The 14,120-nt window shown below is 68.3% G+C and carries 14 protein-coding genes and 1 tRNA gene; 8 read left to right on the top strand and 7 right to left on the bottom strand.

Annotated elements, in window-relative coordinates; genetic code table 11:
- Window positions 1-266: 266 nt before the first annotated feature.
- The 4 genes from nusG to ASC70_RS22255 all read right to left on the bottom strand — a co-directional run bounded on the left by nusG (window position 267) and on the right by ASC70_RS22255 (window position 2,219).
- Entirely contained in the window at window positions 267-824 is a 558-nt protein-coding gene (nusG, locus tag ASC70_RS22270) for a transcription termination/antitermination protein NusG (protein WP_047411743.1), read from the bottom strand.
- Window positions 825-833: 9 nt separating this feature from the next.
- On the bottom strand, window positions 834-1,151 hold the full coding sequence (gene secE, locus ASC70_RS22265) for a preprotein translocase subunit SecE (RefSeq protein WP_056054821.1): 318 nt from the start codon (window positions 1,149-1,151) through the stop codon (window positions 834-836).
- A 64-nt stretch (window positions 1,152-1,215) separates the two neighbouring features.
- Window positions 1,216-1,291 (bottom strand) — tRNA-Trp (locus ASC70_RS22260).
- A gap of 502 nt (window positions 1,292-1,793) precedes the next feature.
- Window positions 1,794-2,219, bottom strand: a complete 426-nt coding sequence (locus ASC70_RS22255; RefSeq protein ID WP_047411739.1) for a hypothetical protein — start codon at window positions 2,217-2,219, stop codon at window positions 1,794-1,796.
- Between the two features lie 500 nt (window positions 2,220-2,719).
- On the opposite strand from ASC70_RS22255, the gene ASC70_RS22250 reads away from it, so the two are divergent.
- The 3 genes from ASC70_RS22250 to ASC70_RS22240 all read left to right on the top strand — a co-directional run bounded on the left by ASC70_RS22250 (window position 2,720) and on the right by ASC70_RS22240 (window position 6,975).
- Window positions 2,720-3,550 (top strand): ferredoxin--NADP reductase, encoded by an 831-nt coding sequence (locus tag ASC70_RS22250; RefSeq protein WP_056054817.1) that lies wholly within the window; start codon window positions 2,720-2,722, stop codon window positions 3,548-3,550.
- A gap of 228 nt (window positions 3,551-3,778) precedes the next feature.
- Complete coding sequence (gene glp, locus ASC70_RS22245; protein ID WP_056054814.1) at window positions 3,779-4,999, top strand: gephyrin-like molybdotransferase Glp; 1,221 nt, start codon at window positions 3,779-3,781, stop codon at window positions 4,997-4,999.
- Between the two features lie 89 nt (window positions 5,000-5,088).
- Window positions 5,089-6,975 (top strand): nucleoside-diphosphate sugar epimerase/dehydratase, encoded by a 1,887-nt coding sequence (locus ASC70_RS22240; protein WP_056054812.1) that lies wholly within the window; start codon window positions 5,089-5,091, stop codon window positions 6,973-6,975.
- Window positions 6,976-7,018: 43 nt separating this feature from the next.
- Here ASC70_RS22240 and hemF read toward each other — a convergent pair whose 3' ends face one another.
- The gene (gene hemF, locus ASC70_RS22235) at window positions 7,019-7,891 is read right to left on the bottom strand and encodes an oxygen-dependent coproporphyrinogen oxidase (protein ID WP_056054808.1); all 873 of its coding nucleotides are present in this window, start codon (window positions 7,889-7,891) and stop codon (window positions 7,019-7,021) included.
- A gap of 160 nt (window positions 7,892-8,051) precedes the next feature.
- Between hemF and ASC70_RS22230 the strand changes: the two genes are divergently transcribed.
- Both ASC70_RS22230 and ASC70_RS22225 read left to right on the top strand, forming a co-directional pair.
- Window positions 8,052-9,344, top strand: a complete 1,293-nt coding sequence (locus ASC70_RS22230) for an acetyl-CoA C-acyltransferase (protein ID WP_056054805.1) — start codon at window positions 8,052-8,054, stop codon at window positions 9,342-9,344.
- Between the two features lie 138 nt (window positions 9,345-9,482).
- On the top strand, window positions 9,483-9,788 hold the full coding sequence (locus ASC70_RS22225) for a helix-turn-helix domain-containing protein (protein ID WP_056054802.1): 306 nt from the start codon (window positions 9,483-9,485) through the stop codon (window positions 9,786-9,788).
- A gap of 4 nt (window positions 9,789-9,792) precedes the next feature.
- Here ASC70_RS22225 and ASC70_RS22220 read toward each other — a convergent pair whose 3' ends face one another.
- Both ASC70_RS22220 and phaR read right to left on the bottom strand, forming a co-directional pair.
- Window positions 9,793-10,116 carry a hypothetical protein gene (locus tag ASC70_RS22220; protein ID WP_056054800.1) on the bottom strand — a complete coding sequence of 108 codons (324 nt, stop codon included), beginning with the start codon at window positions 10,114-10,116 and terminating at the stop codon, window positions 9,793-9,795.
- Between the two features lie 49 nt (window positions 10,117-10,165).
- A complete protein-coding gene (gene phaR / locus ASC70_RS22215) occupies window positions 10,166-10,819 on the bottom strand; it encodes a polyhydroxyalkanoate synthesis repressor PhaR (protein WP_056054798.1) in 654 nt (217 codons plus the stop codon).
- 218 nt (window positions 10,820-11,037) lie between these two features.
- Here phaR and ASC70_RS22210 point away from each other — a divergent pair, with 218 nt between their 5' ends.
- The 3 genes from ASC70_RS22210 (at window position 11,038) to ASC70_RS22200 (ending at window position 13,964) form a co-directional block, all read left to right on the top strand.
- The gene (locus ASC70_RS22210; protein ID WP_056054795.1) at window positions 11,038-12,213 is read left to right on the top strand and encodes an acetyl-CoA C-acetyltransferase; all 1,176 of its coding nucleotides are present in this window, start codon (window positions 11,038-11,040) and stop codon (window positions 12,211-12,213) included.
- A 113-nt stretch (window positions 12,214-12,326) separates the two neighbouring features.
- Window positions 12,327-13,049 (top strand): beta-ketoacyl-ACP reductase, encoded by a 723-nt coding sequence (locus tag ASC70_RS22205; protein ID WP_056054792.1) that lies wholly within the window; start codon window positions 12,327-12,329, stop codon window positions 13,047-13,049.
- A gap of 132 nt (window positions 13,050-13,181) precedes the next feature.
- A complete protein-coding gene (locus ASC70_RS22200) occupies window positions 13,182-13,964 on the top strand; it encodes a DUF4908 domain-containing protein (RefSeq protein WP_047411711.1) in 783 nt (260 codons plus the stop codon).
- The last annotated feature ends 156 nt before the right edge of the window (window positions 13,965-14,120 follow it).

Here is a 14,120-nt window from a genome sequence, read left to right as displayed (position 1 = left end):
CTCTCCCCTTGCGGGAGAGGGTGGCCGCCGGAGGCGGTCGGGTGAGGGGTTGAAGATGGGATCCGCCGCGGCGGCGATTGATGCTAGGCGCCAAGCCGACAGGTCTATCAATCCCTCATCCGGCCCTTCGGGCCACCTTCTCCCGCAAGGGGAGAAGGGAGTCGCCCCTGTGGATAACTTCACCCCACCGCGCCGACGCCCACAACGCAAAAGCCCCGCGCCGTTGCCGGCGCGGGGCTTTCGAAAGCTTCAGTTCGAGCGAAGGATCAGGCGATCTTTTCGACCTGGCTGTATTCCAGCTCGACCGGGGTGGCGCGGCCGAAGATCGAGACGGTGACCCGCAGGCGGGCCTTCTCCTCGTCGACATATTCGACCGAGCCGTTGAAGCTGGCGAACGGGCCGTCGGTGACGCGGACGTTCTCGCCCACTTCGTACAGCACCACGGCCTTCGGGGCGGCGACGCCTTCCTCGATGGCGCCGACGATGCGCTGGACTTCCTTTTCGGAGACCGGCATCGGCTTGGAGCCGCTGCCCAGGAAGCCCGTCACCTTCGGGGTGTTCTTGATCAGGTGATAGGCCTCGTCCGAGAGGTTCATCTTCACCAGGACGTAGCCCGGGAAGAACTTGCGCTCGGCGTTGACCTTACGGCCGCGGCGGATCTCGACGACCTCTTCGGTCGGCACCAGGATCTCGGAGAAGTTCTCCTCCAGGCCCTGGTTCTTGGCCTGCTCGCGGATGCTCTCGGCCACCTTCTTCTCGAAATTCGAGTAGGCGTGGACGATGTACCACTTGTGGTTCGGGTTCGAGGCGGTTTCGGTGCTCATCGCTCTATCTTATCCCGAGGTGGCCAGCTTCAGAAGCTGGTTCACGGCGAAGCCCAGACCGCCGTCGACGGCGAGGAAGAACAGCGACGCCATCACCACCATGATGAAGACCATCACCGAGGTGATCCAGGTCTCCTTGCGGGTGGTCCAGGTGATCTTGCGGGTCTCGGCGCGGACCTCGCGGAAGAACTGCACCGGGCTGGTGCGCTTCTTCGGGGCGGCGGGGGCGGCGCTCGTCGCGGCTGCGCCAGCGGGCGCCATCGCCGCGGCCGTCTTGGCGGCGCGGGACTTGATCGCGGACGGGCTGGATCCCGGTTTCCTGGCCATGCTTTAGAGGCTCACGACTTTCAAATGTGACGAGGCCGGAAGCCGACCCGTCGCAAACATATAGTGGCAGGAGTGGGGGGACTCGAACCCACGACTTTCGGTTTTGGAGACCGACGCTCTACCAGCTGAGCTACACTCCTGCAGACCGACCGCCCTTTCGGGCTGACGGACACCCGGAGACAGACAGCGCGCCAGAGGGCTTTGCAGCCTCGACGCGCCACGTCCAGTCGCCAGAGCCGCGCCATTTAGCAGGGTCGCACCCGGCGGGCAAGCGGCGCGCTGAGGTTTGGCGGGTTCGCGGCGTTTCAGGCCAATGGGCCGCGTTGGCGGCCGGGTTGTAGGCGGCGTTCGTGGACGGGGTTCCGGGCCGATCTCGCACGAGATTCGCGACAGGATCGAAGGCTCGGATCGGGCGTTACCCTTCCATGCCGACGATCTCCAGCCAGCCCTCACAGCCTTCTTCCTCCGGCCGCCCGTCGAATCGGGAGGTCGAGCACGAGAACCAGCGGTCCGCGCCTCGGGAAGGACAGCCTCCCCGGCCGGCCACCGAGCCGCGGGGCGCGGCCGACAGCGTCCGTTCGCCGAAGACCCGGACCGATCCGGGCTCCGGCGAGGGTTGAGGTCATCCGGAAGGCGGCTAGATCAGCCGGCCTTCTCGGTCTTGGTCTTGGCCGCCTTGTCCTTATCGGCGTCCGTGGACGCACTGGCCGGCAAGGTCGCGCCACACTGAATGCCCAGGTAGCTGAACTTGATGTTCGTCAGCTCACGTCCGCACTGAGTGTTCTTGCCGCTGTCCGTGCCGCGCAGCGACACCGCCACGCCCTTGGACAGGTCGGGCGCTGGACTGGCGGAGCTGATGTCATAATAGCCGCCGCCGCGACCCTTCACGACGAGGCAATTGGTCTTTTCGACGGGCCGCACGCAGCCCGACGCCGTGATAGGTGTTCCTTCGACGACAACTTGATTGGCTTGCGCGACTTTCGTCTTCGCGCCGCCGTCGCTGCAACCAGCCAACCCAAACGCTAACAGACCGGCCGCCGCGGCGGCCCCTACGAACCATACCCGCATACGTTCCTCCGTATCGTTGGCTCCGCGAACGAAGCAAAACGAAGTCTGCGCCTCGTTTGGAGACCCGGCAATCACATTTTTGACGTTTTCGAAAAAGCGGTGCGGCGGTTTCGCGGTTTGGGAAAAAGATTGTCCTTAACCGGACGACAGGCGCACGGGGTTTCAGAACTCTGGCGCGAACCGCGCAATCTCTTGCCGACCTCAGATGACACTCTTTCTCATCTGAACGACTGTTCGCGGACCGAGACGGTGCTTTCTGTTCCACTCGAATACTCGCGTGATCTTACGACTTCCCGACACAGCGGTTTCGCGCCGCCGGCGCGTCCAGATTTTCCGAAGTCCGCTTTAGACAACCCGCGTTGACATCAAGACGGCCATGCTCACATGAGACAGGCGCCGCCAGAGGGCCAAGGCGGCTTCATCCGCGCCGCCCCCTTGAGTTTCAACGAGGGCTGGCGCTTCTTCCGCGCCGAGCGCGCGCACAGGACACAAGAGTTCAGATGACGGCCACCGCGACCGTTCCCACGCCCCCCGTGAAGGAAGCCCCGCACCACGTCGAGAAGGTGCTGTGGGTCAAGCACTGGACCGACCGGCTGTTCAGCTTCGCGATCACCCGTCCGGCCAGCTTACGCTTCCGCTCGGGCGAGTTCGTGATGATCGGCCTGCCGCCGCGCGAGGAACTGGGCGAGAAGAAGCCGATCCTGCGCGCCTATTCGGTGGCCTCGCCGCACTTCGCCGAGGAGCTGGAATTCTTCTCGATCAAGGTCCCCGACGGCCCGCTGACCTCGCGCCTGCAGCTGATCCAGGAAGGCGACGAGGTCCTGTTGGGCAAGAAGCCGACCGGCACCCTGGTTTTGGACGCCGTCCGCCCGGGCAAGCGCCTGTTCCTGTTCGGCACCGGCACGGGCCTGGCGCCTTGGCTGTCGGTGGCTCGCGACCCCGACGCCTACGCCCGTTTCGAGCGGGTGATCGTCGCCCACGGCGTGCGCGAGGTGCAGGAACTGGCCTATCGCGACCTGTTCACGGCCGAGATCCACGACGACCCGCTGGTCGGCGACGAGGCCAAGGCCCAGCTGACCTACTATCCGACCGTGACCCGCGAGCCGTTCGAGCGCCAGGGCCGCTTCACCGACCTGATCACCTCCGGCCAGATCTTCCGCGACCTCGGCCTGGACCAGGTGAAGTTCGACCCCGAGCACGACCGCGCCATGCTGTGCGGCTCGATGGCCATGATCAAGGACACCGCCGCCCTGCTCGAGGCCCATGGCCTGAAGGAAGGCTCCAACGCCGACCCGGGCGACTTCGTGATCGAGCGGGCGTTCGTGGGGTAAGTAAAAACCCTCTCTCATGGAGAGAGGGAGGGGTCCACGCCCCTGGCGTGGGAGGGTGAGAGGGTACGCCCTCTCAGAACGAAACTCCGGCGAAGACGAACGAAGCTAGGAACCTGGTACGCAAGATCCAGGATTTCGCGGCAGCGGTGTAACCTCTCACCCTCCCACCGCTTCGCGGCGGGCCCCTCCCTCTCTCTCAGAGAGAGGGATCTGTTACGAAGGGGACGCATGGCTGATCCCACCAACCTCAAGAACCTCACCGTCGAGGACGCCCGCGCCCGGATGCTGGACGGCGTCGCGCGCCTGGGCGTCGAGACCGTCACCATCGCCGACAGCCTGGGCCGCGTGCTGGCCGAACCCGTCGTCGCCTCGCGCCCTCAGCCGCCGTTCGACGCCTCGGCCATGGACGGCTGGGCGATCCGTCGCGCGGATTACACGTCCGGCAAGGCTTTCGCGATCGCCGGCGAGAGCGCGGCGGGCAAGGCCTTCGCGCGAGCCGTCGAGGCCGGCGAGGCGGTTCGCATCTTCACCGGCGCCCCGGTCCCGGCCGGCGCTGACCTGGTGATCATCCAGGAAGAGGCCGTCCGCGAGGGCGACGCCGTCCGCTTCGAAGCCGGCGAGGATCCCAAGTCCAACATCCGCCCCGCCGGCGGCGACTTCAAAGCCGGCGACGCCTTGCTGGCGCCCGGCCAGGTCATCGATCCCTGGCGGCTGGGCCTGGTCGCCTCGGCCGGCCTGGCAAGGGTTCCGGTCGCCCGCCGGCCGCGCGTGGCGATCCTGGCCACCGGCGACGAGCTGGTCCCGCCCGGCGGAGCGCCCCGTCCCGACCAGATCTTCGAGAGCGGCTCGTTCAGCCTCGTGGCCCTGATCCAGGCCTGGGGCGGCGAGGCCGTCCGCCTGACCGCTGCGGCCGACGACGCTGAGGCGATCGCCGCTGCCGTGGCGCCGGTGGACGCCGACCTGATCGTCACCATCGGCGGCGCCTCGGTCGGCGACCACGACCTGGTCAAGCCGGCCCTGCGCACTCTGGGCCTGGAGCTCGCCGTCGAGACGGTCGCGGTCCGCCCGGGCAAGCCGACCTGGTTCGGACGGCTCTCCGATAGCCGCCGGGTTCTGGGCCTGCCCGGCAACCCAGCCTCGGCCATGGTCTGCGCCGAGCTGTTCCTGCGGCCGCTGCTGGCGTCCCTGTCGGGCGCCGACGCCGAGCCGCGCCTGGTCGCCGCCCGGCTGGCCGAGCCCCTGCCCGCCACCGGCCCGCGCGAGCACTGGATGCGGGCGGTCCTGTCGGTCGACGCCGAGGGCCGAACGGTCGCCAAAGCCTTCCCGGATCAGGATTCCTCGCTGGTCGGCGTGTTCTCGCGGGCCGACGCCCTGTTGCGCCGGCGGGCCGGCGCGCCGGCCGTTTCGGCGAACGACGTCGTGGAAGTTCTGCCCCTCCGTCGCGGCTGAAACCGCGACGACGGCGAATTGGCGTGCTACTTCGGGACCGACTCTCCCCCGGGGCGCGCCCCGGCCTTCAGGCTCAAGAGGTTCGTTTCATGGGGCATGCAGGCAAGATCGCGACCCACGTCCTGCTGGCCTTCCTGGCCCTGCTGGTCGGGCGCTACCTCGTCATCGACATGCCGTTCACGCGGGACACGCTGCTGCAGGCGGGCGGCTACGCCCTGTCGGCGCTGATCGTCGAGCTGCTGTTCCGCGTCGAGCGCGCGCCCTGGCGTTTCGTGTCGGCCAGCGACCACCTGCGCCTGTTCCGCTCGGCCGTGCTGACGGCGGCGACCTTCATGGTCCTGACCCGCCTGTTCCATCCCGGCATCGATGGCGGCCTGCGCACCGTGGCCGGGGCCGCGCTGATCCAGGGCACCTTCCTGTCGGCCTTGCGCGTGATCCGCCGCAGCCTGCACGAGCGCCTGCTGCTCGACTCGGTGCTGCGCCTGGGTCCCGCCTCGATGCACCCGGCCCTGCCGCGCCTGCTGATCGTCGGCTCGGCGTCCGAGGCCGAAGCCTTCCTGCGCGCGCCCGCCGGCCTGGGCGAACGCTACGCCCCGATCGGCGTCGTCTCGCCGCTGGACCGCGAGACCGGCGACGAGCTGCGCGGCGTCTGCGTGCTGGGCGCGATCGCCGACTTCGACCGGGTGCTGGCCCGCCTGCGCGACAGCGGCCTGTCGCCGTCGGCCATCCTGTTCCTGACCGACAGCGCCATGAGCACCTTCGGGGCCGAGCGCCTGGGCCGGCTGAAGACCGAGGGCGTGCGCCTGCTGCGCCGCCATGGCGTGGTCGAGATGGGCGCTGGCGCCCCGCCCGGACCGGTCCTGCGCGAGATCAGCCTGGAAGAGCTGCTGAGCCGTCCGCCGGTGCGCCTGGATCCCGAGCCGGTCCGCGCCCTGGTCTCGGGCCGCCGCGTGGTGGTCACCGGAGCCGGCGGCAGCATCGGCTCGGAGCTGTGCCGCCAGATCGCCGCCAGCGGCTGTTCCCACCTGACCATGGTCGACGCCTCGGAATACAACCTGTTCCACATCGACCGCGAGATCGCCGAGAGCCACCCGGCCCTACATCGCCGCGAGATCCTCTGCGACGTGCGCGACGCCGCCCGGGTCCATCGCGTCTTCGCCGAGCAGAAGCCGGACATCATCTTCCACGCCGCGGCGCTGAAGCACGTCACCCTGGTCGAGAACCATCCGTGCGAGGGCGTGCGCACCAACGTGCTGGGCACCCGCAACGTCGCGATCGCCGCCAAGGCCTGCGGCGCGGCGCACCTGGCCTTGATCTCCACCGACAAGGCCGTGGCCCCGACCAGCGTGATGGGCGCGGCCAAGCGCGTGGCCGAGGCCGTGGCTCGCCAGTACGGCGGCGGCGGCGACATGCGCGTCAGCATCGTCCGGTTCGGCAACGTGCTGGGCTCGGCCGGCTCGGTGGTGCCGATCTTCCAGAGCCAGATCGCCCGCGGCGGCCCGATCACCCTGACCGACGCCGAGGTCGAGCGCTACTTCATGACCATCCCCGAGGCCGTGCAGCTGGTGTTGCGGGCCGTGGCCCTGTCGATGATCGCCTCCGAGCCCGAGGCCGGGGTCCTGACCCTGGAGATGGGCGAGCCGGTCAAGATCATCGACCTGGCCAAGCGGATGATCGAGCTGCAGGGTCTGGTCCCCGGCCGCGACATCGAGATCCAGATCACCGGCCTGCGTCCCGGCGAGAAGCTGACCGAGACCCTGGTCGACGTGAACGAGGTCGCCCGGCCCAAGGCCCCCGGCATCATGGAGGCCCTGCGCCTCTCGCCCGCCCCGACCATCGAGGACGCGCGCCTGGAGACCCTCGACGCCCTGGCCGAGGACGGCGACGAAGCGGCCGTCCGCGCCCAGCTGTTCGACCTGGTCGAGGACCTGCGCCAGGTCGGGCCGTCGAAGGTGGTGAAGATCCGGGCCTCCTAGGGCGCGGCGGGCTCCAGGCCCCGTCCCGCGAACGAGGTCCGACCTAGGGCCACTTCACGATCGGCGGCATCGAGCTGAGGATCGACTCGACATTGCCGCCGGTCTTGAGGCCGAACATGGTCCCGCGATCGTAGAGCAGGTTGAACTCGACATAGCGCCCGCGCTGCGCCAGCTGCTGCTCGCGCTCGTCGGCCGTCCAGGCCTCGCGCATGCGGCGGCGGACGAGGTCCGGATAGATCTCGAGGAACGCCCGGCCGACGTCCTGGGTGAAGGCGAAGTCCCGCTCCCAGTCGCCGCTGTCGTGATGGTCGTAGAAGATGCCGCCGATCCCGCGCGGCTCGTTGCGGTGGGGCAGGAAGAAGTACTCGTCGCACCAGGCCTTGTACTTGGCGTGCCAGGCCGGATCGTACTTGTCGCAGGCCCGCTGGTAGGCGGCGTGGAAGTCGACGGCGTCCGGGAAGTCCTGCTGGCGCTGGTAGCCGAGCAAGGGGGTCAGGTCGCCGCCGCCGCCGAACCAGCTCTTGGTCGTGGCGATGAAGCGGGTGTTCATGTGCACGGCCGGCACGCGCGGGCTGGTCATGTGGGCGATCAGGCTGATCCCCGTGGCGTAGAAGCGGGGGTCCTCGGCCGCGCCGGGCACGCTGGCCGCCATCTCGGGCGTGAAGGTCCCGTGCACCGTCGAGACGTGGACGCCGACCTTCTCGAACAGGCGGCCATGCATCATGCCCATGACGCCGCCGCCGCCGGCCGCGCGCTCCCAGGGCTTCTTCTCGAACCGGCCGGGTTCGCCGGGATAGAGGTCCGCGGGCGCCTCGTCCTCCAGCTGCTCGAAGGCGGCGCAGATCTGGTCGCGCAGGCTTTCGAACCACGCCTTGGCGCGCGCCTTCTTGGTGTCGAGGTCTTGATCGGTGCTCATGCCAGCCGATTAAGCCTCCGCGCGCCCGCGTGCAAATAGGGGCGCGCGCCTAAGGGGCCGACCGGACGCCGAAGTTGCGGCAGGTCATGGCGACATTCGACAAGAAGGAATGGGCGACCCCATATAGGGCCAAGGTTTCCGCGCCCCGGAGTTCACGCCCATGCCCGCCGCCAAATCGTCCGTTTCGAAGGCCACCAACGTCTGGTTGGCCGCCGGTGTCCGCACGCCGTTCGCCAAGGTCGATGGTCCTCTGGCCTCTTACGATGCGATCGAGCTGTCCGTGCCCGTCGTGAAGGCGATGCTGACGAAAGGCGCGCGGCCCGACTTCGCCGTCTGGGGCACGGTCATTCCGAACCTGACCTGGAGCAACATCGCCCGCGAGGTGCTGCTGGACGCCGGCGCCGACCCGACCATCCCCGCCTTTTCGACGGTGATGGCCTGCTCGACCAGCATGATCGGCGCGATCCAGGCCGCGGGCATGATCGACGGGCGCGGCCGCGATCTGGCCCTGGTCGGCGGCGTCGAAAGCATGAGCCGGGTGCAGATCGGCCTGTCGGTCGCCCTCTCCGACTGGATCCGCAGGTTCCAGGGCGCCCGGACCGGCCAGCAACGGCTCCAAGCCCTCGGCGCTCTGAACCTCAAGGACGTCCGCCTCTTCATCCCCAAGGTCGCCAACCGGGTGACCGGCCTTTCCATGGGCGAGCACACCGAGATCACCGCCAAGGACTGGAACCTGTCCCGCGCCGACCAGGACGCCATCGCGCTCGCCAGCCACCTCGACGCGGTGAAGGGCTGGGAGAGCGGTTTCTTCGACGACCTGGTCATCCCGATCGGCGGCGCCAAGCGCGACACCATCCCGCGCAAGGACACCTCGCTGGAGAAGCTGGCCAAGCTGGGCCCCGCCTTCGACAAGACCAGCGGCAAGGGCACGCTGACGGCGGGCAATTCCTCGCCCTTGACCGACGGGGCGGCGGCGATCTGGGTCGGCTCGGAGATCGGCATGGGCCGGCTGCCGGGCGAGACGCCGAAGGTCAGGATCATCGACCACGAGGTCACCTCGATCGACCTGCGCCACGAGGGCCTGCTGATGGCCCCGGCCTACGGCGTGCCACGCCTGCTGGCCCGCAACGGCATGACCTATGCCGACGTCTCGCTGTGGGAGATCCACGAGGCCTTCGCGGCCCAGGTGCTGTCGCACATCGCCGCCTGGGAGAGCGCCAAGTTCCTGTCGGACAAGGCGGGCGTGACGGCGGCGCTGGGCCAATTCCCGCGCGACCGCATGAACCCGCATGGCGGCAGTCTCGCCCTGGGTCACCCGTTCGGGGCCACCGGCGCGCGGATCCTCAGTCAGGCGGTGAAGGAGCTGGCCGCCCGCCCGAAGGGCGAACGCGCCATCGTCAGCATCTGCGCCGACGGCGGCCAGGGCACGATGATGCTGCTGGAATCAGCGTGAGCTAGGTCAGCGCCGTGAAGATCAAGGCCACGATGGCGACGTCGAAGATGCGGATGGCGACGGACAGCATGGAGGGCTCGCGGCGTTGAGGTCACCGACGATCAAGCAAGACTGGCGCCAAGCAGGCGGTCGCCGCTGATGGCCCTGTTCTTCGACGCCCCCTGGTACGATGCGCGTCTGGCCGAGCGCGGCCTGACCCGCGCCGTCCTGGCCGCCGCGGCGGGTCTGGCCGAGGCCGAACTGGACCTGGCCTTCAAGGATCAGCGCGAGCTGTCGATGCGGGAAGTGTCTGCTTTCGCCGAGCTTCTGGGCGTGACGACGGCCGAGGCCGCCTCGCGGGCTGGCGTCAGACCGCCGCCGCCGAGCGACAGCCAGCGGATCGCGGCGCTGGAGGCGCGTATCGCCGCTCTGGAGGCCGAGCTGGCCGCCTTGAAGCGCCGATGAAGCTTTAGATGTTGGTCTTCTTCAGCAGGCCCGCCTTGGGACGGCGGTCGGCCTCGCCGGAATATTCCGTCCCGAGATAGGTCGATCTGGCCGTGTCGAGCACTTCCTGCCCACCGCGCAGGCCGCGCTTCTGTCCGGACTGGCCCATGACGTGGGCGGCGAAGGCGGCGAAGCCTTCGCGACGCGGCGGCCGGGGCGGGGGCGGCGTCTCGTCCTCGACGACGAACACCGTCTCCTCGTCGGTCTCATGACGACCGCTGTCGCGCGGCGCCGGCAGGGCGCGGCGCGCGGGACCAGAGCGTCGAATGGGATCGATCGGGTCGTTCATGGCCAGGACCTTAGGGCCAGGACGGTTAAGAACGACTGGATCGGTTTGGTTAAGGCTTGTTCGCCAACTTGGCGAGCTGCTCCTGCATCGCCTCCATCTGGCGCTTGAGATCGGCCAGGGAATCGTCGCTGGACGGGGCGGCCGCGGGGGCCGGCGCCGGCTCGGCCTGGGCGGCCGCCGCGGCGTCCTCCGGGCGGACATAGGCGAACGGCGAGAACATCTTCATGGCCCGGTCGAACAGCGCCATGTTCTGGCGGATCTGCTCTTCGTAGACGCCCATGCCGGGGATCTTGCCGGGCGCCATGCCCGCGAACTGGCCGCGCATGCGCTCCTGCTGCTTGGAGAAGCTCTCCAGCGACATCTCGAGGTACGAGGGCAGGAAGGCCTGCATCGAATTGCCGTAGAAGCCGATCAGCTGGCGCAGGAACTGGATCGGCAGCAGGTTCTGGCCGCCGCCGCGGTTCTCTTCCTCGAAGATGATCTGGGTCAGGACCGAGCGCGTGATGTCGTCGTTGGTCTTGGCGTCATAGACCACGAAATCGACGCCCTCCTTCACCATGTCCGACAGGTGTTCGAGGGTGACGTACGAGGAAGACGCTGTGTTGTAGAGGCGACGGTTGGCGTATTTCTTGATGATCACGCGTTGACCGGCCGATTTCTCGGCTCCGGCGGCCGTTTCGCCTTTTTCAGGGTTCTCGGACATTTCGTTCCCTAGGACAGCGGTTACGTCCGCTTCTCGCACCGCAGTATCGCGGATGCAAAGGCATGGCGCCAGTGGTCTGATGACTTGGAGCCGTCGCCAAGGCGTGAAAATGTGCTCGTGACGAACGCGGTTCGGATGTGCATGCTGATGCTGCACTGCAAAAGAACGGACGCCGCAACCGCGCAAGCGTCACGTCAGAACGTCACGGGAGCTATCGCATGAGCGACATCGTCATCGTCTCCGCCGCCCGCACGCCGGTCGGCTCGTTCAACGGGGCGCTCGCCAGCCTGCCAGCCTCCGACCTCGGCAAGCTCGCGATCCAGGCCGCCGTCTCCCGCGCCGGCCTGACGCCGGCCGACATCGACGAGGTGATCCTGGGCCAGGTGCTGCAGGCCGCCGCCGGCCAGGGTCCCGCCCGCCAAGCGTCCGTGAAGGCCGGCATCCCGCTGGAGAGCCCGGCCTGGAGCCTGAACCAGCTGTGCGGCTCGGGCCTGCGCGCCGTGGCCTTGGGCGCTCAGCAGATCGCGGACGGCTCGGCCAAGATCGTCGTGGCCGGCGGCCAGGAGAGCATGAGCCAGGCCCCTCACGCCCAGAACCTGCGCGGCGGCCAGAAGATGGGCGACCTCAGCTTCGTCGACACCATGATCAAGGACGGCCTGTGGGACGCCTTCCACGGCTACCACATGGGCCAGACGGCCGAGAACATCGCCAACCGCTGGCAGATCACCCGCGAGGACCAGGACAAGTTCGCCGTCGCCAGCCAGAACAAGGCCGAGGCGGCCCAGAAGGGCGGCAAGTTCGACGAGGAGATCGTCCCGGTCACCATCAAGGGCCGCAAGGGCGACACCATCGTCGACAAGGACGAGTTCATCCGCCACGGCGCGACGCTGGAAAGCGTCGCCGGCCTGAAGCCCGTGTTCAACAAGGAAGGCTCGGTCACCGCCGCCAACGCCTCGGGCCTCAATGACGGCGCCGCCGCCCTGGTGCTGATGAGCGCCGACGAAGCCGCCAAGCGCGGCCTCAAGCCTCTGGCCCGCATCGCCTCGTGGGCCAATGCCGGCGTCGATCCCGAGATCATGGGCACCGGCCCGATCCCGGCCTCGAAGAAGGCGCTGGAGAAGGCCGGCTGGAGCGTGTCCGACCTCGACCTGATCGAGAGCAACGAGGCCTTCGCCGCCCAGTCGCTGTGCGTGGTCCGCGAGCTGGGCCTCGACCCGGCCAAGGTCAATGTCAACGGCGGCGCCATCGCCATCGGCCACCCGATCGGCGCCTCGGGCGCTCGGATCCTGACCACCCTGCTGCACGAGATGAAGCGTTCCGGCGCCAAGAAGGGCCTGGCCACCTTGTGCGTCGGCGGCGGCATGGGCGTGGCCATGTGCGTCGAGGCCATCTGAGCGCCTAAAGCCTTCAAGGCGGCGCAACCTTAACCGTGGCCGCGCGCTTCCTCTCCTTGCGGGGGCGCGCGGATCACGTGCAACCATAAGAATCTGCGATCGGGAGAGACAAGATGACGAGAGTTGCGTTCGTGACCGGCGGCACGCGCGGGATTGGCCGAGCGATCTGCGAACGACTGGTGGCCGACGGCATGAGGGTCGCGGCCGGCTATTCCGGCAACGAGGAAGCGGCCGCCGCCTGCGCCAAGGAGCTGGGCGTGATGGTCGTCAAAGGCAATGTCGGCTCGTTCGACGACTGCGCCGCCGCCGTGAAGAAGGTCGAGGCCGAACTGGGTCCGATCGACGTGCTGGTCAACAACGCCGGCATCACTCGCGACGGCATGCTGCACAAGATGACCTACGAGCAGTGGTCGGAAGTGATCCGGGTCAACATGGACTCGGCCTTCAACATGACCCGCCCGGTGATCGAAGGCATGCGCGAGCGCAACTGGGGCCGGATCGTCAACATCAGCTCGATCAACGGCCAGAAGGGCCAGATGGGCCAGACCAACTATTCGGCCGCCAAGGCCGGCCTGATCGGCTTCACCAAGGCCCTGGCCCTGGAGAACGCCAAGAAGGGCGTGACGGTCAACGTGATCTGCCCCGGCTACATCGACACCGAGATGGTGGCGGCGGTGCCGGAAAACGTGCTGGCCAGCATCATCGGCGGCATCCCGGTCGGCCGCCTGGGCAAGGGCGAGGAGATCGCCGACATGGTCTCGTTCCTGGCCGGCGAGCGCGCGGGCTTCGTGACCGGCGCCACGCTCAGCCTGAACGGCGGCCAGTACATGGCTTGACCTGAGCCTCACGGCCTCCCCGAAGCCAGGACTTGACGGCCACTGTTGCTGTTTGGCCTCATGTGCGTGACTTCGGGGAGCGGACGTTAACGCGTCCAAGATTCGCCCCAGTCGGCGGGCAGTACGGATCGCATGAAATTCTGTAAGGCGGAGTTGGGCGACTGGGGCGCTAGAGCGACCCTGACGATCGCGGCTCTGATGCTCATGGCGGCGTCGGCGAACGCCCAGCAACTTCCGCATTCGCTGCGGGACGCCCTGCTCGGCCACAAGGGTCCGGCCGAGGCTCGCCGGGTCGCAGCCCCGCCCGTGGCGCGCTACGTCTCCGAATCCGGCGGCGCCTTCGTCTTCGACCAGGCCGCCCCCCAGCCGCTGATCAAGTTCGACAACAGCACCGAGGTCTGGGTTCTGTCGGCCCAGCCGGCCTCGCGCGGCGACGTCATCTATCGCAACGACCTGGGCGAGCCCATGTTGCGGATCACCAAGCTGGGCGGCGTCATCCTGTTCACGGACGACGCCCCGATGGGGGCGGCGGCCGCCGTATCCGGCCGGGCGTCGTCGATTCAGCCGCCGGCGATCATCTCGTTCAACGTCTTCGTGCAGCGCGTCAGCATCGCCTCCGCCCGCGCCACGCGCGCGGCTCAGCACCTGGTCGAGTTCTCGACGGTCCAGGACGTGCGGCCCGAGACCTCGGTCCTGGCGGCCGACTCCGCCACCGTGGTGGCCGAGGCTTTCGAACGCATGGCCCGCAAAGGCGACCGCTCGCTGATCTCGCGGATCGTCCGGGTGCTGCTGGCCGAGGGCCGCAAGCCCTCCGCGGCCTTGAAGGACGGGGCCCTGACCATCACCTACTCGCCGGACCAGGGCCTGGCCGGACGCCCGTCGTCGAAGCGCATCATCAAGGTGCTGAACCGCTGACGGGCCGGGCTTTGCAAATCTTGCAAGCGTAACCATAAGCCCTCAGCCGGCGTTTACCCCGCTGGAATATCGCTGTTCGCCAACACGGCCTCGTGGCGTCGCCCCCAGCGCACAACCGCGCATATTGCGACGCCGTCGAGGCTTTTCGCGCGTCCG

The sequence above is a fragment of the Caulobacter sp. Root343 genome (genome assembly GCF_001425745.1).
Lineage (GTDB): Bacteria > Pseudomonadota > Alphaproteobacteria > Caulobacterales > Caulobacteraceae > Caulobacter.
This window is presented reverse-complemented; position numbering and strand designations above follow the sequence as displayed.